This window comes from Cobetia sp. MC34 (genome assembly GCF_018340035.1).
Lineage (GTDB): Bacteria > Pseudomonadota > Gammaproteobacteria > Pseudomonadales > Halomonadaceae > Cobetia > Cobetia amphilecti.
In genome coordinates, this window is sequence record NZ_JADPPY010000005.1 from 128,487 (window position 1) to 153,432 (window position 24,946).

Here is a 24,946-nt window from a genome sequence, read left to right on the forward strand (position 1 = left end):
AGACCCGCTTGCGGGTACAGCAGTGAACAAGGAAGCCATGTCTGAATCCATCCCTCCCCGCAGTGACGACACCCGCTGGTTGAGCGTCACCCTGGCACCCACCACGCAGAAGCTGGGGCGTTTCAGCATCGACACCTGGCGGATTGCCGACCTCTCGCCCTCTGCAACGCCAGAGACGGAATCGCACGTAGCAGAGCCTGCCACCGCTGATGAAGTAGCGCATCGCCGCATCCTGCCGCTGCAGCTTCACCTCACCGAGCGCACCGATTACCGCTACAACCTGCGCTGTGAGCAGCCGCGTCTGTTCGTCCAATGCGACGAGCGCGAAGCCGACGGCATGCAGCCCCGCGTGGTGACGGCCTGTCAGGAGGTAGCATCGCATTGGATGGATGGCGACCAGCTGGTGCTGGACGTGCCGATGCCCCCTGCCTTGATGGTGTGGCTGGAAGCCTACCTCGCGCGTCACGGCGAACGACTCGACGAGGGCAAGAAGAAGAAACGCAAGGGCGCCGGGCGCGCCAGTCAGGCAGAGCAGCTCGCCGCGACGCCCAACAAGACGCATCAGCCCGGTGATGGTACGGAAAGCACGTCATGAGCCAGCACGACGATAACGCAAGCCCTGCCAATGAAGGCCTGTTCTCGCGCTGGTCACGCCGCAAGCAAGGCGACAGCCGCCGTGAAGACCAACTGGCACAGCCGGACAGCGCCGAGGTGACCAAGGGCGACAGCCTCCCGCCGTCACAGGTGGGAGTCGCCTCTGACCACAGCGCTGACGCCCCTGCAGCGAGTGGCTCGCAGCACGAAGCCCTGGGCGGCGACAGCCCCTCCTCGGCAGCAGAGCAGTCAGCCGAACAGCCAGCAGAACAGGCATCAACCGAGAGCGATCAGCAGGCAGCAGACGCTGACAACGCTGAAGCGCCAGTCATCGAGCTGCCAGACCCCGACACCCTGACTCCAGACGCCGACATCAGCGCCTTCATGCAGAGCGGCGTGGACCCGACGCTACGCCAGCGTGCGCTGCGACGTATCTTCATGGGTGGCGAGCACTCGGTGCGCGATGGGCTGGATGACTACGACCAGGACTTCTCCCAGATGCGCCCGCTCGCCGAAGGTGTCGCCGACACGCTGCGCAGCTGGACCCGCAAGGTCGAAGAAGGCCTGGAAAAGCTTGATGAGGCAAGCGAGACACCCACGGCGGATACGGCGCAGGAGACAGACGACCAGATCGCTGAGCAGGCGCCTGACGGTGAGGTGCCAGTGGGCGAGTCACACGCGACGCCCAGCGACGAGATAGTCGAGTCGCCTGACCCGCAAGCAATACCAGCAGAAGACTCGCGCGAGCCAGCTCCCGCGTCAGATGATGACAGCGGGATCCGCCACAAGCCGTGACCCGGGGCTGGCCCCATAAACGCCTCCAGCGCCAGGGCTGAGCGCGTCAGGGCTCAGGACACCAGGGCGTCAGGATGACGCGCCGCACAATCAAAATGCGTCATTATGACCCACGAGAAAGCCGGATACGCCTGACCGAGGTCATCCTGATGCCTCATGGGTCACCCTGACGCGCCTCATCAAGGCGCACTGACTGCAACGCACATGCAAGATTCAGCATGACATGCCAACCCTTGAAGATGATGACTGACGTCAACCGCCTGCGCTGATGAGTGCCTGCGCGACCTGACCGCGCCCCTCTTCTCGCCGGGCGTGAAAACAGCAATGTCATCAACAGCATGCAAAGATGGTTGGCCTGTCATGAATCCCCCACTGAACGACTGTCGATCGCCGACCCGGCCCTAACCGCGAAAGACCGCGAAAGACCGCGAGAATCAGCGACGACCGGGACCTGCATCATCCGCCTGCCACCTGACGGCAGCTTGCATGCAAGGTCCGCCACGACCGAATAAGGATGAGGATGCTCAGCTCAAGCCTCGAGAGCGCTCAGCGCGCCCTCAATCAACAAGCACGCCAACGCGCCCTGTCATCCGCCATGGGTGGCTCGCCTGCCTCCAGTCTGCCGCTGTTGGCGACGGATGCCGGTAGCGCCCCCATCCGCTATCACAGTCAGGGACGCACCGTGATCATCGGCAGCGAAGCACGAGTGCGAGCACTGGCGAGTCTGCTGACCCGCCTGCCGGCTACCGCTCAGCTGCCGGTGGCACTCTTGATCAGTGAGCAGGACAACAGTGCGCTGGTGACGATGGATGAACAGCATCACGCCGCCAGTGAGTCGCTGCCTGCGCACAGTGCTCCGCGTGACATGCTCGCGCTGAGCGGTCACCTCGGCCAGTTCAGCCTTGCCAGTGATGGCGTCAATCTGGCCGCCGCGCTGGTGCCGGCAGGTGCCGGCAGCGCGACCCATTTCGACCTGATCGCCGACCTGTCCAGCCAGCCGCTCAACCAGGCGGAACTGCCACCGCCCGGTTATCTGCAAGCCGGCGCGGACGTCATCGCCGAGCTGGATCAGCTGGTCGCCGATACTGAGGCCTCTCACGAATCACTGTCACAGCTGACCGCCTGGGCGATGCAGTTCGCAGGCCTGATCGGCAATTTCGACAAACCGAATTACGTGACCGTCAATCTCGATACCTGCGCGCATTCCAGTGCCGGCAATATCGGCTGTACGCGTTGCCTTTCGTCGTGCAGCGCTGATGCTATCTTCTCGGTAGCCGGTCGTCGCAATGCGCATATCGAGATCGACCCTTACCTGTGCCACGGCGCAGCCAGCTGCGTCAGCGCCTGTCCGACCGGCGCGCTGAGCTTTACCCAGCCCCCGGCCGAGCAGCGCATGGAGCAGATTCAGCGCCTGCTGGAGCGCTATCAGGATGGCGGTGGCCTCTACCCGCTGCTGCGCTATCGCCTGGAGCAATCCCCTGCCTCGCAGACTGCCCTGGCGAGTGTCGACCAGGAGCGCTGCCTCGACATCACCCTCGAGGAAATCTCCGCCACCGGGCACGACGAGTGGCTGGCCGCTCTCGCACTCGGCGCGACGCAGGTCATCGTCGAACTGCCCCACGACCTGCCCGCAGGCCAACACCAGCAGCTCGATAGCGAACGTCGCCTGGCACTGACCCTGCTCGACAGCATGGGGCTTGCCAATGCGGACGGTGGCGAGCCGCGCATCCGCTTCGTCTCTTTGCCATCCGCCCTGCCACAAATGGATAGCTACGAGGCTGAAGCCTTACCCCTGATCACGCCGCTGTGTGTCGCTCTGGCACCGGGCGCGGACAGTGAAGAAGAGCAGCAGCCCAGCCAGCCGATCGCCCGTGACTGGCTGCTGGGTCAGCCGCAGGCACGCCCCGGCAAGCGCGAACGCCTCAATCGGGTGCTCGATCACCTGGCGACCCTGTCGGTCGCGGACCTTGCGCAGGACAGCGTCGCCGTGCCGACAGGCGCGCCCTTCGGCGTGGTGAACGTCGACAGCGACAACTGCACACTGTGTCAGGGATGCGTCGCCGTCTGCCCGACCAGCGCCCTCTCGGCCAATCGCACCTCGCCTGCACTATCCTTCACTCAAGGTGACTGCGTGCAGTGTGGCCTGTGCGAGCAGGCATGCCCGGAGCAGGTCATCACCCTGACACCAGGCTTTGCTCCGCAGCCAGACGTGCGCCGCGAACCGCAGCTCATCAAGCAGGATGTGCCCTTCCCCTGCATCAGCTGTGGCACGCCGTTCGGCTCCACCGCTACCATCACGGCGATGCAGACCAAACTGGCCTCGCATGCCTACTTCCAGGGCGATGGCGCACTGCGCCTGAAGATGTGCAGCGACTGCCGCGTCAAGGACATCTGGCACGAAATGGCACGTAATCCCGATGCCCAACTCAAGGTTTGAGCCAATGACATCACCCACGTCGACTCCCGACGACTTTGCAGCAGGTGGGACTGACGATCGTGCACCTGACACCACTGCGGCCGACTCTCTGATAAGCCATAGTGAAGAACAGCAGGCATTGCGCGCCGACCTCTACCGGCTGCTGGCGCGTCTGTTGCGCGCGGCGCCGGATGCGGAGCTGATCGACTTTCTGGCCGAACTCGACCATGACGCCATCAGCCTGCCCGGGGCCGCCGAGCAACAACTGCCGCGCGCGCTGGCGTCGCTGTCATTGGCCGCCCGCGTCAGCGACGCGCGCCGTCTGGAAGACGACTTCTTCCAGAGCCTGGTAGGCGTGGTGCAGGGCGAGGTAGTGCCCTACGCCAGCTGGTACCTCACCGGCTCGCTGATGGAGATGCCGCTGGTCGCCCTGCGCCAGGACCTGAAACGTCTCGGCTTCGAACGCCAGAGCGATGTGCATGAGCCCGAGGATCACCTCGGCGCACTGTGTGAGGTGATGGCCATGCTGATCGATGAGGTGCCCGGCGAGCAGGTCAATTTCTTCCGCCGCCATGTGGCCAGCTGGGGCGAGCGCTGCTGCGCCGACCTCGCGGGACGCGAGAGCCCCTTCTATGCCGCCGTCGGCTACCTGGGCCAGGCTTTCCTGCGGGCAGAGCGCCTGAACCTCGGTGACTCGATCCCGCTGCATGCGGCGACCGAAAACAACTCTAGCGAGCAGGTGACGGCCGAGGCCGTCCAGCTCGTCACGCCAGCCAGTGTGGCGCCCGACGCAAGACACTGATGTCACGCATGACGTGAAGCAACATTCGAGACTGCAACGCTAACCATCTCGCATCACCCAGCAGCATTGCCGACAGGAGATCAGCATGAAGACTGATGACGCAAAAGACAGCCATAACCAGGCGCGCCAGGGGCGCCGTAAATTCCTGCGCGTACTGGGCGCCAGCACCGTAGGGGTTGCCGCAGCAGGGTCATTGGCCGGTGCCGTGATTCCGGACCAGGCCGCCCCAGAGGCCCCCGTCAAGGACAAGGGCACTGACAACTATCGCGAGAGTGATCACGTCAAGGCCTTCTACGCCACGCTGCGTGACTGAACGCTAGACAGACAGTGCCCTGAGCCTGCGCCATGCGCGCGGCCAGCGGCCTGAACAACGGGCAGCGCGGAGAGGTTTCCGCCCGCCATCGACAGTGACAAGTCGGCACGGATCAGGACTGCCCCTGATCTGAAAGACCGCCGCTCCCGACATTGCCCCCTGACCCGCTCACGCGGCCCGGGCAATGATTCGGGTGACGAGGAGAGATGATGTCATGCGACTGACCCCCACCCCCTCTGCCAAAGAGACCTCAGGACTCGGCATCAACCGCCGCCAGTTCCTGAAACGCAGCGGTGTCGCCACCGGCGGCCTTGCCGCCGCGAGCTTCATGGCCGCCCCGATGATGAAACGCGCCGAAGCCAAGACCGAAGTGTCTGACGCGCCGGTCGAGACGAAGCGCACCATCTGCTCACACTGCTCCGTGGGCTGCGGCGTCTATGCCGAGGTCCAGGAAGGTGTCTGGACCAAGCAGGAACCCGCCTTCGATCACCCCTTCAACCGTGGCGCACACTGCGCCAAGGGCGCATCGCTGCGTGAGCATGGCCACTCTGACCGTCGCCTCAAGTACCCGATGAAGCTCGAAGGCGGCAAGTGGAAGAAGCTCTCCTGGGAGCAGGCCATCGAGGAAGTCGGCGACAAGGTGCTCGAGCTCACCAAGGAGCATGGCCCCGATAGCATCTACTGGCTGGGTTCGGCCAAGTTCAGCAATGAACAGGCCTACCTGATGCGCAAGTTCGCGGCCCTGTTCGGCACCAACAACGTCGATCACCAGGCGCGTATCTGTCACTCCACCACGGTGGCCGGGGTCGCGAATACCTGGGGCTACGGGGCGATGACCAACTCCTTCAACGACATGCACAACTGTCGTTCGATCCTGTTCATCGGTTCCAACCCGTCCGAAGCGCACCCAGTGGCCATGCAGCACATCCTGCTGGCCAAGGAACGCTCCAACGCCGAGATCATCGTCGTCGACCCGCGCTTCACGCGGACCGCCGCCAAGGCCAACAAGTACGTGCGCCTGCGTCCGGGCACCGATGTCGCCTATATCTGGGGCCTGCTGTGGCACATCTTCGAGAACGGCTGGGAAGATGAGGCCTACATCCAGCAGCGTGTCTACGGCATGGATGAAGTGCGTGCTGAAGTCGCCAAGTTCCCGCCGGCGGAAGTCGAGCGCATCACCGGCGTAGCCGAGGCCGACATGCTCGACGTCGCACGCCGCCTGTCCCAGAACCGTCCGGGCAGTGTCGTGTGGTGCATGGGCGGTACCCAGCACACCACGGGCAACAACAACACCCGCGCCTACTGCATCCTGGAACTGGCGCTGGGCAACATCGGCAAGTCTGGTGGCGGCGCCAACATCTTCCGTGGCCACGACAACGTCCAGGGCGCCACGGACCTGGGCCTGATGTCCCACTCCCTGCCGGGCTACTACGGCCTCTCCGAAGGCGCGTGGAAGCACTGGTCCAAGGTCTGGAACGTCGACTTCGAGTGGATCCAGAACCGCTACGACCAGACCGAATATCACGACGGCAAGCCGATGCACACCAACGGCATCACCGTCTCGCGCTGGGTCGATGGCGTGCTCGAGAACCCGGACCGCATCTCCCAGCGGACCGCACTCAAGGCGATGTTCTACTGGGGCCATGCCGTCAACTCCCAGACCCGCGGGCCGGAGATGAAGAAGGCGATGGCCAAGCTGGACATGATGGTGGTGGTCGACCCCTACCCGACCATCGCCGCCGTCATGCACGACCGTACCGACGGCGTCTACCTGCTGCCGGCCGCGACCCAGTTCGAGACCACCGGCAGCGTGACCAACTCCAGTCGCTCCCTGCAGTGGCGCGATCAGGTCATCGAGCCGATGTTCGAGTCCAAGCCTGACCACGAGATCATGTACCTGCTGTCTCGCAAGCTGGGCTTCGCCGACGAGCTGTTCCGCAACATCAAGGTCGAGGGCAGCGTGCCTGTCGTCGAGGACATCACGCGCGAGTTCAATGCCGGCATGTGGACGGTGGGTTACACCGCCCAGAGCCCTGAGCGCCTGAAGGCCCACCAGCAGAACTGGCACACCTTCGACTTCGAGACGCTCAAGGCCCGTGGCGGCCCGGCCAACGGCGACTTCTACGGCCTGCCGTGGCCGTGCTGGGGCACGCCGGAGATGGGTCACCCGGGCTCGCCCATCCTGTATGACACCTCCAAGACGGTGGCCGAGGGTGGCGGCAACTTCCGCGCGCGTTATGGCGTGGAGCACAACGGCACCAACATCCTCGCGGAAGGCTCCTGGTCCAAGGGCGCCGAGATCGAGGATGGCTATCCGGAGTTCACCGACAAGCTGCTCAAGCAGCTGGGCTGGTGGGATGACCTGACGGCCGAGGAAAAGCAGGCGGCGGAAGGCAAGAACTGGAAGACCGATCTCTCCGGCGGCATCCAGCGCGTGTGCATCAAGCATGGCTGCATGCCGTATGGCAACGCCAAGGCGCGTGCCCTGGTGTGGACCTTCCCGGACCCGATCCCCAAGCACCGCGAGCCGCTGTACACCGCGCGTCGCGATCTGGTGAAGGACTACCCGACCTGGCCGGATTCCGAGTCCATCTATCGCCTGCCGACGCTCTACGCCTCCATCCAGGAGAAGGACGTCAGCGCCAAGTACCCGATCACCCTGACCTCGGGCCGCCTGGTGGAATACGAAGGGGGTGGCGAAGAGACACGCTCCATTCCGTGGCTGGCCGAGCTGCAGCAGGAGATGTTCGTCGAGATTAATCCGGCTCTGGCCAATGACCAGGGCATCAAGGACGGCGACATGGTGTGGGTCGAGGGCGCCGAGGGCGGCCGCGTCAAGGTGATGGCGATGGTCACCGAGCGTGTCGGCCCGGATGTCGTCTTCATGCCCTTCCACTTCGGCGGGCATTACGAAGGCGAATCCCTCGAGTCCCGCTATCCGGAAGGCACCGTGCCCTATGTGCTCGGTGAATCGGCCAATACCGCGACCACCTACGGCTACGACCCCGTGACCCTGATGCAGGAAACCAAGGTCACCTTGTGCCGCGTCAGCCTCGCCTGACTCGAGTGACGGCCGCGTCCGAGTGACGCGGCCCGGACGCAGCGCAAGACACGATCGGACGTATCCGTTACCAGAATCATCCGGCCTGTTGACCGAGGAACCCGGCGACAGGCCGTGAAGGAGAAGCACCATGGCCCAGATGAAATTTTTGTGTGATGCAGAGCGTTGCATCGAGTGCAATGGCTGCGTGACAGCCTGCAAGAACGCCAACGAGACCGAATGGGGCGTTCAGCGTCGCCGCGTGGTGACCCTGGACGACGGCAAGCCGAGTGAAGTATCCATCTCGGTGGCGTGCATGCATTGCGATGACGCGCCGTGCATGGCGGTCTGCCCCACCGACTGCTTCTACAAGACCGATGACGGCATCGTCCTGCACGACAAGGACATCTGCATCGGCTGCGGCTACTGCCTGTACGCCTGCCCGTTCGGCGCCCCGCAGTTCCCGCAGCAAGGCGCCTTCGGCGAGCGCGGCAAGATGGACAAGTGCACCTTCTGTGCCGGCGGCCCGGCCGAGAGCCCGGAAGAAGAGTTCGAGAAGTACGGCGCCAACCGCATCAGCGAAGGCAAGCTGCCGCTATGCGCCGAGATGTGCTCCACCAAGGCCCTGCTGGCCGGCGATGCCGAGACCGTCTCCGACATCTTCCGTCAGCGCGTGGTCTACCGTGGCCATGAAGACGGCGCCTGGTCGCCGGTCGACAAGGCCAGCCACCCGGAAACCTCTGCCAACCTGACCACCAGCAGCGTTCAGCAGGCGGACCACCTGGCCTACGACGCAGCCCGCAAGGGGTAAGGAGGCGACATGCGCGCGCACTTTACAGCTTCACGGTTGACCGTGGTCGCCATGTTCCTGTGCCTGATGCTGGCCAGTCTCTGGCTGGCTCCTCAGGCACTGGCCGCGAACCCTGACGGCGAGATCGGTCAGGCGGTGGGCACGGTGGACGCCGATACCTGGCGGCAGGTCAAGGATGGGGGCAACTCCATCGACAGCCGACATGACTCCAACTACAGCCTGATCAACCAGAGCGGCGAGACCTGGCGTCAGATCCGCAATCGCTGGATCTCACCGGGTGGCCTGATCGCACTGGGTGGCATGCTGGCCGTGCTGGTGATCTTCTACCTGCTGGTGGGACGCAACAATCTGGACCACCCGCGCAGCGGCAAGCTGATGCTGCGCTGGACGGCGCTGGAGCGTGCCATGCACTGGACGCTGGCGACGCTGTTCCTGACGCTGGCCATCACCGGCATCAATCTGCTGTGGGGCAAGTTCGTGTTCCGCAATGTGTTCGGGGACGTGTTCTGGGCCAACATGATCATGGCGACCAAGGTGATCCACAACTATGTGGGGCCCCTGTTCTCGATCATGCTGATCCTGGTGCTGGCCAAGTGGCTGAAGCTCAATCTTCCCCGGAGGCATGACCTTGACTGGTTCCGTCAGGGTGGCGGCATGATGAAGGGCAAGCATCCGGACGCCGGCTTCGCCAACGGCGGGGAAAAGGCCTGGTACTGGATTCTGGCGACGGTCGGCCTGGTAGTGATTGCCAGCGGGCTGGTGCTGGACTTCCCGATCTTCGGCCAGACGCGGGACAACATGCAGTGGGCCAATGTCTTCCACGGCATCGCCTCGCTGATGCTGATCGCGGTGTCCTTCGGCCACATCTATATCGGCACCGCCGGTACCGAGGGTGCCTTCGAGGGCATGAAGACCGGTTATGTCGATGAGACCTGGGCCAAGCAGCACCACAATCTGTGGTACGACGAGGTCAAGCAGGCCGAAGCGGCGGACCCGGCAGCAGATCCCGCCACGGCACCTGACGATAGCCTGGCACGTCAGCAACGTCCGAATTAGCGCGGCGCCAGACATCCGCTGGATGAGTAAAGATACGCCCGGACAGGTTCGCCTGCCGGGCGTTTTCGCTTGCCAGCGCACACTCTTTCGCGACTCTGCCACCCACTGGCACTCCACCGGCCAACCCGCCTGCCAAACCACAGACCAAACCACAGGCGTGCAGCGCTGGTTCACAGCTCTGCATTAGTTGCGTAAAGTTTCAGATATCCCGCCTGGGCCCACCAGGCGCCCCGACAGCATGAAGGCTGGCGCTTGGCTGCGCCTTCTCAGGAGATTTCGATGAGCGACCCGACCCCTCAAGCCGTACAAGACCTGAGCGAACTGGACGAACAGACCCGCACCGAACTGGAAGCGGCCGCGTTCCGTCGTCTGCTCAAGCATCTGGATGACAACAAGGATGTCCAGAACATCGATCTGATGATCCTCGCCGACTTCTGCCGCAACTGCCTCTCCAAGTGGCTGATGGCCGCTGGCGAGGAGCGTGGCGTGAGCTTCGATTACGACGCGGCGCGCGAGCATGTCTACGGCATGCCCTATTCCGAGTGGAAGACACATCACCAAGCCAAGGCGACCCCTGAGCAGCTGGCAGCGCTCGAGGCACGTCAACAAGGCAAGAAGGACTGATCATGAGCGGCAATGACGAACAGATCGGCCTCACCATCGCAGTATTGACCGTCTCCGATACACGCACCGCAGAAAATGACCGCTCCGGGGACGCACTGGTCGACAACCTGACGGCGGCTGGCCATACGCTGCATGAAAAGCGTATCGTGCCCGATGACGTCTACCAGCTGCGCGCCGTGGTCAGCGAGTGGATCGCGGACCCGGCCGTGCAGGTCATCCTGACGACGGGCGGCACAGGCTTCACCGGACGTGATTCCACGCCGGAAGCCATTCGCGTGCTACTCGACAAGGAAATCCAGGGCTTCGGCGAACTCTTCCGTCAGCTTTCCCACCAGGAAGTCGGTAGCTCGACGATCCAGAGCCGCTGTCTTGGGGGGTTGGCCAACCGTACCGTGGTGTTCTGCCTGCCCGGCTCCACCGGCGCCTGCAAGACGGCCTGGAACGGCATCCTGAAGGAGCAGCTCGACAGCCGCCACCGCCCCTGCAACTTCGCCAACCTGGTGATCCCGGAGCGCGGAACCCATGCCCACTGACGCCAGTAAAGACCCGCATTCTCGCCCGTCGCCTTCCGCGGCGGCAGAATGTGGCTGCGACGCCGTGCCTGTCGGCACCAAGGGGCTGGCGCCCCTGGCCAGTGCACTCGCCGCGCTACGTGACAGCTGTCCGCTGATGCCAGCCGAGCGCATGGCAGTCAGTGACGCAGCAGGACGTGTGCTCGCCGAGGACGTGCATGCCGAGCTTGACGTACCGCCTGCCGACAATTCCCAGATGGATGGCTATTGCGCCCGCGTGACAGACATCGGTGACGGTGCCTGGCTGCCGATCAGTCAGCGTATCGCGGCAGGTCAGCCTGCCACGCCATTGGCCGTGGCGAGTTGTGCGCGCCTGTTCACCGGGGCGGAAATCCCCGACGGCGCCGACGTGGTGGTCATGCAGGAAGAGGTGACACTGCGTGAAGGCGAAGATGGCACCACCCTGGCCTGGCTGCCCGGGCCTCGCACCCGCGGCGACAACATTCGCGTTCAAGGCCGGGATGTCAGCAAGGGCAATCGCTTGCTCGCGGCGGGCACGCGACTGGACGCTGCCGCGCTGGGCCTTCTGTATGGCCAGGGGGCAAGTCACGTGATGGTGCGCCGCAAAGTACGAGTGGCCTTGTTCGCGACCGGCGATGAACTGATCGAACCCGGCCAGCCGCTCAAGCCCGGCCAGATCTACAACTCCAACCGCGTGATGCTCAGCCAGATGCTCAGCGACTTCGGGGCTGAGGTGGTGCTGGCACCGCTCAATGTGGCCGATACCTTCGAGGCCACTCGTGACGCCCTCGCTTCGGCGGCGCAACAGGCTGACCTGATCGTCACCTGCGGTGGGGTCAGCGTCGGTGAGGAAGACCACGTCCGTCCCGCCATCGAAGCGCTCGGCAGTCTGGATCTGTGGCGTCTGGCTATCAAACCGGGCAAACCGCTGGCGCTGGGGCGCATCACCAGTCCCCGGGGTAACGCGGTGCGTGTCGTGGGCCTGCCGGGCAATCCGGTCTCCAGCTGGGTCGGTGGCTGGTTGTTCCTTCGTCCGCTACTGGGCGAGATGACCGACTGCACGGCATTGCGCGAACTGAAACGTCTCAGGGTACGCGCGGCCTTCTCAGCCCGCACTGCCATTCGTCAGGATCATCTGCGCATCACCCTGTCGCCCGGCAGTGATGGACAGCTTGAGGCACATGCCTTCCCGGACCAGAACTCGGCGGTGCTTTCCTCCTGCGCCGGCGCTCAGGCACTGGCCGTGATTCCGCCCCATGCACAGATCAACCATGGTGACGACGTGGAATGCCTGTGGCTCGAGCGTTGACACCGCTCTCCACCATGTTTGACAACTGTCTTTACTACTGACGCGAAGACTGACGCTGGAATGCGACGCCCTAGTGACACTCCAGCGTCATCTTGACCTCGCCCCTGAGTCCGGCACACTGATTGCCTTCATTCATCTGAGCTCTGACTGCCTTCGGCGGCTCAGGGCACTGATCGGTTACGGACTCTTGAGCAAGGACAACTCAATGCCAGCCTCTTCCTCGTCGCCCCGCGCGCTGTTACGCCCACTTGCCGTGGCTGTGCTGCTTGCCACCACCTCGTCATCCTTGCCGGCGCTCGCCGATGACACTACTACATCGCCCGCCCCGGGCACATCGGTCACTGAGTGGAGCTATGCGGGTGAATCAGCTGATGGCACCAATGCCGGAGCCAATGGCCCCGAGCATTGGGGAGAGCTCACCCCGGGTTATGCCGAGTGCTCGGCCGGCAGCCAGCAGTCGCCGATCGACATCGATAGCCAATCACGCACGCTGAATGAAGCGGGCCCGAAACTCGGCTACCACTCGCCGCTGCTCGTCACGCGCGATACGGGCTACACCCTGCAGATCGAAGGGGCCAGCGGCAATACCATGTCGCTGGATGGCATCCAGTACACTCTGTCGCAGGTGCACCTGCATGTGCCGTCAGAGCACGCCATCGACGGCAAGCGTGCCGCCATGGAAATCCATCTGGTGCATAGCACGCCGGAAGGTAAGCTGGCTGTGCTGGCCGTTCTGGTCGAGGAAGGACATGACAACCTGGCCCTAAGCCGCCTGTTGAGTCGCCTGCCCCAGCGCGGCCTCTCCGAGACTCTGACAAGCGGCTTGTCTGCCAACCTGCTGCTGCCCCGCGAACACGCCGGCTGGCAGTATTCCGGCTCGCTTACCACCCCACCATGCTCTGAGCCCGTCATCTGGTTTGTCATGCAGACGCCGATCGAAGCCTCCCAGGCACAGATCGACGCCTACCATGAGTGGCAAGGCGGAGAGAATGCCCGCCCCCTTCAGCGCTGATTGACAAAAAGCACATCGACTTAGGCCGGCTGGCGCAATGCCAGCATGTCCGGCCACAACCGCGCGAAGCTGACCTCGAGCATCGCGCGGTTATCCGCCAGCCACGGCGTCATGTCCGCCAGCGGATTGGCGCCTGCATCCAGATTCCCTACCTTGTTCGTAAGCCTTCCATTGCGAGATTCACTTGTCTGGCAAGTATCACTTGTCTGGCGTAAGCGGCGTCTGGCCGTCATGCGCTCGCCGATGCTGGCAATCGTTGCGAGCGTGAACTCCAGCTCCTGATAACGCCTGAGCGCATCGCGCACCTGAATCCATTCGATCAGGCTCGACAGGCGTGACGGCACCTCCTCACGCGCCAGCAGACGATAGAGGCGCTCGATATCGTCATCGTGCATCTCGGCGGCCAGCAGGTGATCCCACATCATGTCGAGGGCAATGCCGGCGACACGTCGCGACGAAGGCGGCACCTGGGTCAACAACCAGCGTGTCTCGGGATGAGCGTCGATCACCGCGTCGCAGCGGCGGTGAAAGCGGATGCCCGCCTCAACCTCCGGCGACCAGTCGCTCAGGTCACTGCCGCGTACGCCATCGGCAATCAAGTTGCCAAACAGGAAGTTATCGCTGCCCGCCAGACTCAGGCGTGCATGACCGAGAAAGTTCAAGTTGCTAGACTCCTGCTTTTGCGAATCCTGTCGCCAGTCTCATCTGGCGCGCCCTGGCTCTGCATACCCTGCTCCTGTTTCCCTACTCTACTGACTATCGAGATTCACGATGCCGTCCGCCTCCATGCCAGTCAAAGCGCCTATCGTGCGTGATATCGTCCTGATCGGCGGTGGGCACAGCCACGTCGGCGTACTGATGCGCTTTGCCATGCAGCCAGAGCCCGGTGTCCGCCTGACCGTCATCTGTCGCGACACCGACACGCCCTACTCCGGCATGTTGCCGGGCTACGTCGCCGGTCATTATACGTTCGACGATGTGCATATCGACCTGCGCCGACTGTGTCAGTTCGCCGGTGCCCGCTTCTATCGCGATCAGGTGATCGACATCGACCGCCGTGAACGCCGCGTGATCTGCGCCGAGCGCCCGGCGGTCGACTATGATCTGCTGTCGATCAACATCGGCTCCACGCCTCGCCTGTCCCACATCGACGGTATCGGTGACCCTGAAGCCGCAGACGCCCCCGTGGTGGCGGTCAAGCCGATCAGCACCTTCCAGCAGCGCTGGCTGAGTCTGCTCGAGCGCGCCAGAGGCGCCGAGCGACCGCTCGATATCGTGCTGGTCGGCGGCGGTGCCGGCGGGGTCGAGCTGCTGCTGGCCATTCAGCAGCGCCTCGCCGCCGAGTTGCCCGATGCGCTCAAGCCGAACCTGACGCTGATCACCCGCGGTCAGCGTCTGCTGCCCACTCATGCGCACACGGTCAGTGAGGCACTTGCCACTACCCTGCACGAGCGTGGTATCCAGGTACATTTCGGTGAGGAGATCACGGCCGTGAGACGTGCATCCTCGACCACCCAGCGCCAGCTGATCAGTGCCAACGGTGCCTGCCATCAGGCCGATGAGGCCATCTGGGTGACACGGGCCGGTGGCGCGCGCTGGCTGGAGAAGACCGAACTGAGCCTGGACGAGGATGGTTTCCTCAAGGTTCGCGATAGCCTGCAGACGCTTGAGGATGACGCCATCTTCGCCGCAGGCGACATCGCGCATCAGCTGAATCATCCCCGCGAGAAGGCCGGCGTGTTTGCCGTGCGTCAGGCGCGACCACTGGCCGACAATCTGCGACGGGCCGTGCGCGGCGAGCCACTCAAGGACCATGTGCCGCAATCGCGCTGGCTGGCGCTGATCAGCACCGGGGATCGCGATGCCATCGCCTCACGCGGCAAGCTGGGGCTGGTCGCGCCACGTCTGCGCCCGTGGCTGTGGCGCTGGAAGGACCATATCGACCGCCAGTTCTTGGCACGCTTCAATGAACTGCCCAGCATGCAGGAGGCCACGAATACCGGCGGTCTTTCCGGGGTGCGCCAGCGCATCAGCGCTGCCTGGCAGGCGCTCAGGGGCAGCGATGGCAAGCTTCATCCGCGCCTGACCGCTGAGCTGGATGAGCAGGAGGCGCATCAGGCTCTGTCCGCACTGGCGATGCGCTGCGGCGGCTGCGGCGCCAAGGTCGGCGCCAGCGTGCTGTCGCGAGCGCTGCAGAGCCTCGCCCCACGCGAGAACCCGGACGTGCTGGTCGGGCTGCATGCCCCGGATGATGCCGCCATCGTGCGCGTACCCGAAGGACAGGCGCTGGTGCACAGCGTCGACTTCTTCCGCGCCTTCATCGATGATCCATATCTGTTCGGGCGCATCGCCGCCAATCACGCGCTGGGCGATCTCTACGCCATGGGTGCGACGCCGCACACGGCGACGGCGGTGGCCACGGTGCCACAGGGGGTCGAGCGCAAGGTCGAACCGCTGGTGCGCGAGCTGATGCAAGGTGCAACCGAGGTACTCAATAAGGCGGGCTGCAGCCTGGTCGGCGGCCACACCGGCGAAGGTCAGGAGCTGGCGCTGGGCTTCGCGCTCAATGGTCTGGTGGAGGAAAGCCTGGCCGGCGTCACTTGCAAGGGCGGCATGCAACCGGGCGATGTGCTGCTGCTCACCAAGGCCATCGGCACCGGCACGCTGTTGGCGGCGCACGCACGCCTGGAAGCCCGCGGCCGCTGGATCGACGCCGCGCTGGACAGCATGCAGCAATCCAGTCAGCGTGCGGCGGATATTCTGCGCGCGCATCAGGCGAGCGCCTCCACCGATGTCACCGGCTTCGGTCTACTCGGCCATCTGGTGGAGATGACCCGCGCCAGTGGCGTGGATGCCGAGCTCGAGATCGATGCCCTGCCGGTGCTCGAGGGCGCCGAGGACTGTGTCGCCCGCGGCGTAGTCAGCTCGCTGCAACCGGCCAATCTGCGCCTCAAGCGTGCCCTGAAGGATCAGGCCGGCGTCATCGATCATCCGCGCTATCCGCTGCTGTTCGATCCGCAGACCGCCGGTGGCCTGCTGGCCAGTGTGCCGTCCGGGGAAGCCGAGTCCTGTCTGGCCGCGCTCAAGGCCGCCGGCTATCACGCCAGCGCCATCATCGGGCGCATCACGCCCCAGGGCGATGCACTGGCGCCGATCAGCATCAAGCGCTGAGCGCGGTTAGACGGTCACACGGCGAGCCAGCCAGTTGGCGGTTAATGATAACCGGCGACTCCCAGCGATGCTTCACAAGCGTTGTGACATTCAGCGTTGTGACATTCAGATGCCAAGACGCCCGCCAGAGAATTCTCTGGCGGGCGTCTTGATGACTGCCGACTCATGCTCGGGGCGTCTGGCGACAAGCGTCAGACTGACCGGCTGTCTCAGGCTTCGGCTTCGCGCTTGAGCGCCTCGAAGGACTCCACGAACGCATCCATGGTCTCGGCACAGTAATCCCGCAGCCCGCTGACGACCAGCTTCTTGGAGCCACTGCCGATGCACTGCTCACCATCATGGATGCTGAACTCGAGCAGGGTATCGCCACGCTTGCCGTTGACCTCGAGCGAGGACCCCACGAAATCGAGGTGCAGGTCGGCGATATCCAGACGCTCGAAACAGAAGCCCATGCTGTCGTAGATCACCAGCGGGCGCGCCGGGTTGAACATCACGCCCTTCTCCAGCATCAACGGCTGCAGGAAGTGCGGGAAGTTGCGCCCGGAGAAGGCGATGTACTGGCGGGTGAAATTGGCGACCACTTCCTCATCATGGGTGGTATCGCCGCTGCGCTCGACCGTCAGATAGACCTTGCCGGCTTCATCGCGCACCAGCAGGGACACGCCATTCTCGTCGGGGGCGTCCAGCGCTTCGAAGGTCAAGGGCACATCGTTGCCGACCATGCCGCAGAAACGGATGGTCATGCACTGCGACAGACCGAACTTCGCCAGCAACAGGGAGAACAGCAGGTCACCGGGCACACAGAAGCGTCGCGCGTCCGGGTCATGAATGGGGTTGTAATCCCCCGCCATCTGCTTGGCGAAACGACTTGCCTGCTCGGCGGTGATCCGCACGCGGCCATCTTCGACCCGGTGAAACTGATCAAGAAACATGGACTGCCTTCCTGCCCTGCTTGAATGATGATCGATGGCCCATCCTGAACCATCGCGGAAATGCCTCCGAGGGGAGGAATCGCGGTCGACGCGCTGTCACGCCTGCCCACCTGTCGTGTCATGAAGCTTTCAAGACATGCAGATGAAACGATTTTACCACTGGATGACAGTCAGGTGGTGACTCGTGACAGGCTTTGCAAGAGATTGCAGCGCGACAGATGGCCATATACTGTATATAACCCCATGCTTTCGGGCAAACCGCCGCACTGCCCGCCACTTCGACAGGTCGCCATGCAAGCCGCTCCCCTCGACAATCCGCGCTACTACCTGGCCAACTTCGACACCCTGATCGACTGGGTCTGCCAGTGTCACGCCGATCTGCTGACAGAGGCGGAGCGTGCCACGGTGGACGCCATCACGCGTCTGCCGGATGCGTCGCGGGCCTTGCTGGTGCGACTGCTGATGCGCAAGGGCGATCATTTCGAGCGCTCGCAGCTGCACTATGCCGAGATCGGTGCGATCGAGGCCGCAAGCCAGCCATTGATCACACCGCTCGCCGACAGTGCCACGCCTGACGGTCTGTGCCGCCACAATGCCGATCTGACGCTGGACGAGATGCTGGCACTGGTGACCTTGCCGCGCCTCCGCGCAGCCTTTCCCGAGCTGCACAGAAGTACGCCCAAGCGCCGCATGCATGATGCCATCAGCGAGCTGCTGGGTGACATCACGCCACGGCCACTGCCAGCGTGGTTGAACGACCCCGCCGCCGACACCTTGAGTGTCGGGCTGGGTGAGCTGTCGCGACGCCTGAGCCTGATGTTCTTCGGCAACCTGCGCCAGAACCTGTCGGATTTCGTACTCAGCGAGCTGGGACTGCTGCGTTGCGAGACGGTCGCCCTGTCGCCGGCTTCGCGCGCCTTCACCCATCGATGGGAGGTGGATCGCTATCTGGCGCTGGAGCAACTGCGTGAGGACTGGCAGCAAGCCCGCGAGCGGCTGGGCCGCCCGGCGAACGCTGAACTTGAGCGGCACTGGCAGCGCATCGTCGTGGCGCTGGATGCGACGCCGTCTGCTGCGGCAGACGAGATCCCCGCTGAGCCGTCCGCGTCTCATCAGCTCACTGACGCTCGTGCCACTGACGGGCGCGCTATTGATGATCGTGCCAATGCCTGGCTGGCGCAGCGGCGTGACCGCCTGCGCTTCTCGCTAGCCCGCGACGCCGAGCGTCAGGGCTGGCATCAGGCGGCTGCCCGCCAGTACGCCTGTCTCGAGGACTCCGCGTATGTCCCGCGTGCCATGCCGCGCCGGGTGAGAGCGCTGGAGCTGTCTGGCGATATCAGCACAGCCCACGCGCTGGCCAGCGAGCGATTGGCGCGCGCCGAGATCACGCTGGACGAGCAGCTGGCCCTCGAACGCGCCCTGCCGCGTCTGTGTCGTGGCCTCGGATTGCCCGCGCCCAGACGCGCCAAGGCGCCGACCACGCCACAGATCACCCTCACGGTGCCCGATCTTGCCACCTCTGCGGCGGCCGGCATCCACGGCGTCGAGCGCGCGGCCGCCCATGCCTTGGCCACGCCCGAGGCACCGGTCTTTTATGTCGAGAATGGCCTGATCCCCGCGCTCTTCACCCTGCTGTGCTGGGAGGTGCTGTTCGCCCCCTTGCCGGGGGCCTTCTTCCACGCCTTCCATACCGGCCCAGCGGACCTTTATCGCCCTGACTTCGTAAGCCGCCGCCAGGCCGCTTTCGAAACCTGCTTCGCGCGTCTGAAGGAGGACAGCTACCGGACGGTGATCCGTGAACGCCATCAGCAGAAACAGGGCATTCAAGCACCCTTCGTGCACTGGGAGCTATTGAGCGAGGAACTGCTGAACCACGCACTGGACTGCATCCCGCCCGCGCATCTGGAAGCTTGTTTCCGCCACCTGTTGGCTAACCCTCGCGAACATCGTGCCGGCCTGCCAGACCTGATCCAGTTCTTCCCCGAACACAACAGCGACCGTTATCGACTGATCGAGGTAAAGGCGCCCACTGACCGCCTGCAGGACAACCAGCGTCAATGGCTGGCCCTGTTCGCACGCCATGCGATGCCGGCGCTGGAATGTCGAGTCGAATGGCTGAGCGCGACCGAAGCCTCGCAGGGTAAATCCTCCGAGCACAAGGCACCTCCTGCATCATGACCAAGGCAGACGAGACCCACGCTGAGCCCGGACGCTACCGGATCGCGGTGCGTGAACTGTGTGCCTTTGCCGCGCGCAAGGGCGATCTGGACCTGCGCTTCACGCCATCGCCCACTGCCCAGCAGGGCATCCGTGGTCACCAACGTGTCGTGCGCCGACGCGGAAAGGACTATGAAAGCGAGATCTCGCTCAGCGGTGACATCGGCAATCTGACCATCCGTGGGCGCGCCGATGGCTATGATCCCAAGCGCAACTGCCTCGAGGAGATCAAGACCCATCGCGGCGACCTCTCCCGTCAGCCCGCACACCATCGCGCCCTGCACTGGGCCCAGGCGCGCGTCTACGGTGCCCTGATGTGTCGCAGCCGAGACCTCGAAGGCATCACGCTGGCGCTGATCTATCTGGACATCGCGGCGGAGGCGCCCAGGGGCACCAAGGGCAACAAGGATGAGCAGGACGAGCAGACTGGCCCCAAAAAAGGCCAGCCGCAGCATGATGAGCAGCGTCTGGAAGCCTGGTGGAGCCGAGAGGCGCTGGAGACGGAGCTGACACGTCTGGCGGCACGCTTCAGCGAATTCGCCGCTAATGAGCTGGCCCATCGCAGCGCCCGCGACAGCGCGCTGAGCCGCCTGGCCTTTCCGTGGTCCAGTTGGCGCCCCGGCCAACGCCAGCTGGCCGAGCATGCCTACAAGGCGGTGATGACCGGCCGCGAGCTGCTGGCCGAAGCGCCGACCGGCACCGGCAAGACGCTGGCGACGCTGTATCCGGCACTGCGCGCGATGCCCGCAAGCGGCACGGATAGGCTCTTCTACCTCACCGCCCGCACCCCGGGGCGCGCGTTGGCACTCGACGCGCTGGCCACCTTGGCACCAGCCGCTGATGACAGCGAGGGCCAGGAAAAGACACCGACGACACCGCTGCGCATTCTGGAACTGGGCGCGCGCAGCAAGACCTGCGAGCACCCGACCCTCGCCTGTCATGGCGAGTCATGCCCGCTGGCGCGCGGGTTCTATGATCGCCTGCCCGCAGCGCGCGACGCCGCGCTCGGCGACCAACGGCCACTGAGTCTGGCGACGACACGCTGCCATGCCCTGGCCCACGACATCTGCCCCTATTTTCTCGCCCAGGAACTCTCGCGCTGGGCGGATATCATCATCGGTGACCACAACCATTACTTCGACAGTCATGCGCTTCTGTTCGCCCTGACCCAGGCAAATGACTGGCGCACGGTGGTACTGGTCGATGAGAGCCACAATCTCATCGAGCGCGCACGCGGCATGTACAGCACCGAGCTCGACGCGCGCCAGTTCCACTTTCTGCTCAAGCAGTTGAGCCGCACCGGCCATCCGGCCCCGCTGCGCTCGGCCTCACGCGCGCTGGCTCGCCAATGGCGCGCGCTGGAGCAGCTCGAGCAGGGTACTGACGGCGCTACACAGGCAAGCAAGGTCGATAGCAAGGACGAAGGCCGCAAGGCGCAGCGCCTTGCGCTGGAGGCTCTGCCCGGCGACTTCCTCAAGGCCTTGAGCCAGTGGGCCGGCGCGATGGGTGACTGGCTGGCAGAGCCTGACAAGGCCGCATCCCCTGCTGCGGTCAGGCAACAGCCAGCGAGAGCCACCGCCACACAAGCCCCCGAACAGTTGGGCCTGATCGCAAGCGATGCCTCCTCTACTGCTCCGAGTGCTGACGATACAGGCACTGCAACGACAGACTCCGGCTCGCCCCCCTCCACGGCCAGGCGCCGTGTGGAACCCGATGCCGAGATGATGGAGGCCTACTTCGCGGCATTGACTCTGGCGCGACTCGCCGAAGGCTTCGGCGATCACTCGCTGTTCGAGGTCGAACTCGCCGCCACGCCCCCCGCGCGGCAGGCATCACTCGCCAGCGATTCAAGCTCGAGTTCCGGCGCAGCATCGGATGCAGGAGCAGAAGCAGGGGCAGCAGCCCGGCCACGCAAGGCCCGCGGGCGCAGCGTGCGCCAGATCCAGCCGCGACTGCGCTGCGTCAGCCCGGCGCCGTGGCTGGCACCCCGCCTGCGCACCAGTCACGCCACCCTGTTGTTCTCGGCCACGCTCAATCCACCGGCCTATCACCATCGCCTGCTGGGTCTGGCGGACGATGCCGTCTGGCTGAGTGTCGACTCCCCCTTCACCGCGACCCAGGTCCAGGTCAGTCGTCATCGGATCTCGACACGCCTGCGGGATCGCGACGCCTCCTGTCGGCCGATCGCCGAGCTGATGGCAGGCCAATACCGGCAACGCCCGGGCAACTATCTGGCGTTCTTCTCGAGCTTCGTCTATCTGGAGCAGGTCGCCAGCACCCTGCAACAGCTGGCGCCGGAGATTCCCCAATGGCGCCAGACCCGCGCCATGACGGAGGCTGAGCGCACCGGCTTCATTCAGCGCTTCACGCCCGAGGGCCAAGGCATCGGCTTCGCGGTACTGGGTGGCGTCTTCGGCGAAGGGATCGATCTGCCCGGCTCGCGTCTGATCGGGGCCTTCATCGCCACCCTGGGACTGGCCGGTTTCAGCCCCGAGAATGAAGCGCTCAAGCAGCGTCTTGCCACGTGGCTCGACAACGACGCTCAGCGGCGTAGCCAACCGCAACAGGCTGAAGGCGACTCACGCGACGATACGCGTACACCGCACCCGGTCATCCAGCCCTTGAATGCCGATGACTGCACCTATCTGTACCCGGGGCTCACCAGAGTGGTGCAGGCTGCCGGCCGAGTGATTCGCAGCGAGCAGGATCAGGGCGTGATCCACTTGATCGATGACCGCTTCATGCGCCCGGAAGTCGCACGGTTGCTGCCACGCTGGTGGACACCGACGAATTGATCCGGGCTGGAAGCGTGACGTCGCCACCATGCGCCGTGATGGCACAAAGCCTGCACATCAATGGAGAGTGATTGGGTCTTCATTTCGCTCTTCATTACGCTCTTGTCTTCGTTATCCACCCGCAAGGAAGCCGCACGATGCCAGACACCGACAATGCCCTGTGGGGCGATGAGTATCCGCGTGACCTGATCGGTTATGCCGACACGCCACCGCATGCCAACTGGCCGGGTGGCGCGAAGATCGCGGTCCAGTTCGTGCTCAACTACGAGGAAGGCGGCGAGAACTGCCTGCTGCACGGCGATAGCGAGAGCGAGAAGTTTCTCTCCGAGATCATCGGTGCCGAGGCCTACCCCGCGCGGCACATGAGTATGGAGTCGATCTACGAATATGGCTCGCGCAGTGGCGTGTGGCGGATTCTGGATGAATTCAAGCGCCGCGAGTTGCCGCTGACCGTCTTCGGGGTCGGCATGGCGTTGGCGCGCCATCCGGATCTGGTCGCACGCTTCCTGGCGGATGGTCACGAGATCGCCAGTCATGGCTGGCGCTGGATTCATTATCAGCACATGGATGAAGCCCATGAGCGCGCCCACCTGGAACGCGCGGTGGAAAGCTATCGCGAGCTGGTCGGCCATGCGCCGCAGGGCTGGTATACCGGACGTGACAGCCCCAATACCCGCCGGCTGGTGGTGGAACACGGAGGTTTCACCTACGACAGTGATTACTACGGCGATGACCTGCCACTGTGGATGGAGGTGACCACCGCCAATGGCGAGCAGGTGCCGCATCTGGTCGTGCCCTACACCCTGGATACCAATGACATGCGCTTCGCCAGCGCCCAGGGCTTCAACAACGGCGAGGACTTCTTCCAGTACCTGCGCGATGCCTTCGATGTGCTCTATGCCGAGGGCGACACCACGCCCAAGATGCTCTCCGTCGGGCTGCACTGTCGGATCGCCGGCCGCCCGGGACGCTTCGCGGCACTGAAGCGCTTCCTCGACTACGTCCAATCGCATGACAAGGTATGGATCACGCGACGCATCGATATCGCCGAGCACTGGCAACGCGAGCATCCCTATACCCCCGCCAGCTGACTAACCATCCCTTCAAGCGCCATCACCAGAAACGCCGCAGCCCTTTCGGGATGCGGCGTTTCTGTTCAACTCCAGACAATGTCTGCCATCGCACATGCAAGGCAGCGCTGGTCAGTTCTCCAACATGCTGGTCAGTCTTCCAACATGCGGGCCAATGCCAGCAGGCTCTCATCGCGGCCCGGCAGGCCCATCAACGAGACGCCCCAGGGCGGTGGTGCAGCCTCCTCCGGCAGGCGCGCAGCGTCATCGGTCAGCCACGGCAGACTCAGCTGCGGCGCACCATTCAAGCCCGCCAGCGCGGTGAGCCCCATCAGACGATGACGATAGGCCTCCATCACCTCAAGGCTTGCACCCAGCAGCGGTGAGGCGCCCGGCGTGGTGGGCAGCACGAAGACCGCCTCGCTGGTGGCCTCCGCCTGGGTATGGGCAGCCGCACTGCCATCTTCGCAGGCAGTCTCTCCGCCCTCATGACTGGCCGCCAGCTGCTGGCGATACCAGCGGCGAACGGTATCTGCCTTGGCTTCTGCTGCCTGCTCGTCGCTATCGCTGAGCGTCATGCACCATTTGAGACGCGCCGCGATATCCGGGTTGAGGCGCGGCCAACGCGATTCGGGCCCCTGCTCTGGCGTATTCAACCACGCCTGGTGCGTACGCCGAATCTCGCAGCCCTGCAGAATCCGGAAGGCTTCACTGGCGCGTGCCATGAAGGCCTGGCTCAGCATGCGCCGCTCGCACTGAAAGCCGAGCGACTCAAGACGCCGGGACAGCGGCCCGAGCAGGCGCTGATAAGGCCCCGCGGCCAGCCCTTCCGGTACCAGCAGGATGATGCGCGCAGGCAGTCGGGTGGCTGTCGTTTCCGGTATCAGCACCTCACTGACCTGCGTCAGCGTCGCCAGATCCCGCGTCATCCAGCCGACGGTGTCGAAGCGCGACGCCAGCGGCTTGAGCCCGGTCATGCTGATACGGCCATGGGTCGGGCGCAGCCCGTAAAGCCCGCAGTAACTGGACGGCACGCGGATGGAGCCGCCGGTATCGGTGCCCAGCCCGATCTCCGCCTCGCCGCGCGCCACCGCCACCGCAGAGCCCACGCTCGAGCCGCCCGGCAATCTCAGCGGCGCACGTGGGTTCTGCGGCGTGCCGAAATGGCCGTTGGTGCCATTGAGGCTGTAGGCCAGCTCATCGGTGGTAGTGCGGGCCCGATAATCGGCCCCCGCCTGCTGAAGCGCGAGGACAGCAGGTGCCGTCTGCCGCTCGATAGGGGCGCTGGCCAGCAGGTCAGGATTGCCCTGGCCGATGCGCTCGCCCTTGATCGCGAACAGGTCCTTGACCACCAGTCGCAGGCCATTCAGCGGGCCTTCTTCCTGCCCCCCCTGTCCCCGCGGCCCCGAGAAACGTGCCGGCGCTACATAGATACGCTTGTCCACTGGGAGCGACT

Annotated in this window: 19 protein-coding genes; 16 read left to right on the forward strand and 3 right to left on the reverse strand. The window is 64.4% G+C overall.

Annotated features, from left to right (window positions below; genetic code table 11):
* Positions 1–37: 37 nt before the first annotated feature.
* From IZU87_RS04615 to IZU87_RS04670, 12 genes are all read left to right on the forward strand, one after another.
* A complete protein-coding gene (locus tag IZU87_RS04615; RefSeq protein ID WP_175088729.1) occupies positions 38–595 on the forward strand; it encodes a DUF3305 domain-containing protein in 558 nt (185 codons plus the stop codon).
* Entirely contained in the window at positions 592–1,389 is a 798-nt protein-coding gene (locus IZU87_RS04620) for a DUF3306 domain-containing protein (protein WP_213113818.1), read from the forward strand. The genes IZU87_RS04615 and IZU87_RS04620 overlap by 4 nt, the downstream gene beginning before the upstream one ends.
* A gap of 520 nt (positions 1,390–1,909) precedes the next feature.
* Positions 1,910–3,826, forward strand: coding sequence for a 4Fe-4S dicluster domain-containing protein (locus IZU87_RS04625; RefSeq protein ID WP_213113819.1), 1,917 nt, complete (start codon positions 1,910–1,912; stop codon positions 3,824–3,826).
* Between the two features lie 4 nt (positions 3,827–3,830).
* Entirely contained in the window at positions 3,831–4,607 is a 777-nt protein-coding gene (locus tag IZU87_RS04630; RefSeq protein WP_213113820.1) for a TorD/DmsD family molecular chaperone, read from the forward strand.
* An 85-nt stretch (positions 4,608–4,692) separates the two neighbouring features.
* Positions 4,693–4,920: a twin-arginine translocation pathway signal gene (locus IZU87_RS04635; protein WP_107334842.1), complete on the forward strand. Its 228-nt coding sequence runs from the start codon at positions 4,693–4,695 to the stop codon at positions 4,918–4,920.
* A 214-nt stretch (positions 4,921–5,134) separates the two neighbouring features.
* Positions 5,135–7,981, forward strand: a complete 2,847-nt coding sequence (locus IZU87_RS04640) for a molybdopterin-dependent oxidoreductase (protein WP_082388779.1) — start codon at positions 5,135–5,137, stop codon at positions 7,979–7,981.
* A gap of 130 nt (positions 7,982–8,111) precedes the next feature.
* A complete protein-coding gene (gene fdh3B / locus IZU87_RS04645; RefSeq protein WP_043333544.1) occupies positions 8,112–8,771 on the forward strand; it encodes a formate dehydrogenase FDH3 subunit beta in 660 nt (219 codons plus the stop codon).
* A 9-nt stretch (positions 8,772–8,780) separates the two neighbouring features.
* Complete coding sequence (locus IZU87_RS04650) at positions 8,781–9,827, forward strand: formate dehydrogenase subunit gamma (protein WP_213113821.1); 1,047 nt, start codon at positions 8,781–8,783, stop codon at positions 9,825–9,827.
* Between the two features lie 279 nt (positions 9,828–10,106).
* Complete coding sequence (locus IZU87_RS04655) at positions 10,107–10,451, forward strand: DUF1244 domain-containing protein (RefSeq protein ID WP_213113822.1); 345 nt, start codon at positions 10,107–10,109, stop codon at positions 10,449–10,451.
* Positions 10,452–10,453: 2 nt separating this feature from the next.
* Entirely contained in the window at positions 10,454–10,984 is a 531-nt protein-coding gene (moaB, locus tag IZU87_RS04660) for a molybdenum cofactor biosynthesis protein B (protein ID WP_043333541.1), read from the forward strand.
* Positions 10,974–12,293, forward strand: a complete 1,320-nt coding sequence (locus IZU87_RS04665) for a molybdopterin molybdotransferase MoeA (protein ID WP_213113823.1) — start codon at positions 10,974–10,976, stop codon at positions 12,291–12,293. Before moaB ends, IZU87_RS04665 begins: the two co-directional genes overlap by 11 nt.
* Positions 12,294–12,498: 205 nt before the next feature.
* Positions 12,499–13,305 (forward strand): carbonic anhydrase, encoded by an 807-nt coding sequence (locus IZU87_RS04670; protein ID WP_213113824.1) that lies wholly within the window; start codon positions 12,499–12,501, stop codon positions 13,303–13,305.
* A gap of 20 nt (positions 13,306–13,325) precedes the next feature.
* Here IZU87_RS04670 and IZU87_RS04675 read toward each other — a convergent pair whose 3' ends face one another.
* On the reverse strand, positions 13,326–13,967 hold the full coding sequence (locus IZU87_RS04675) for an ACP phosphodiesterase (RefSeq protein WP_213113825.1): 642 nt from the start codon (positions 13,965–13,967) through the stop codon (positions 13,326–13,328).
* 145 nt (positions 13,968–14,112) lie between these two features.
* Here IZU87_RS04675 and selD point away from each other — a divergent pair, with 145 nt between their 5' ends.
* Positions 14,113–16,476 carry a selenide, water dikinase SelD gene (gene selD / locus IZU87_RS04680; protein ID WP_213113826.1) on the forward strand — a complete coding sequence of 788 codons (2,364 nt, stop codon included), beginning with the start codon at positions 14,113–14,115 and terminating at the stop codon, positions 16,474–16,476.
* Positions 16,477–16,685: 209 nt separating this feature from the next.
* On the opposite strand, the gene IZU87_RS04685 is transcribed toward selD, so the two are convergent.
* Positions 16,686–17,408, reverse strand: a complete 723-nt coding sequence (locus IZU87_RS04685; protein WP_213113827.1) for a DUF3581 family protein — start codon at positions 17,406–17,408, stop codon at positions 16,686–16,688.
* A 291-nt stretch (positions 17,409–17,699) separates the two neighbouring features.
* Here IZU87_RS04685 and IZU87_RS04690 point away from each other — a divergent pair, with 291 nt between their 5' ends.
* From IZU87_RS04690 to puuE, 3 genes are all read left to right on the forward strand, one after another.
* Positions 17,700–19,586, forward strand: a complete 1,887-nt coding sequence (locus IZU87_RS04690; RefSeq protein ID WP_213113828.1) for a VRR-NUC domain-containing protein — start codon at positions 17,700–17,702, stop codon at positions 19,584–19,586.
* Positions 19,583–22,420 carry an ATP-dependent DNA helicase gene (locus IZU87_RS04695; RefSeq protein WP_213113829.1) on the forward strand — a complete coding sequence of 946 codons (2,838 nt, stop codon included), beginning with the start codon at positions 19,583–19,585 and terminating at the stop codon, positions 22,418–22,420. The genes IZU87_RS04690 and IZU87_RS04695 overlap by 4 nt, the downstream gene beginning before the upstream one ends.
* Before the next feature lie 137 nt (positions 22,421–22,557).
* Complete coding sequence (gene puuE / locus IZU87_RS04700) at positions 22,558–23,511, forward strand: allantoinase PuuE (RefSeq protein WP_213113830.1); 954 nt, start codon at positions 22,558–22,560, stop codon at positions 23,509–23,511.
* Positions 23,512–23,642: 131 nt separating this feature from the next.
* Here the strand turns inward: puuE and IZU87_RS04705 are convergent, their stop codons facing one another.
* Positions 23,643–24,935, reverse strand: a complete 1,293-nt coding sequence (locus tag IZU87_RS04705; RefSeq protein WP_349305160.1) for an amidase family protein — start codon at positions 24,933–24,935, stop codon at positions 23,643–23,645.
* Positions 24,936–24,946 lie beyond the last annotated feature (11 nt).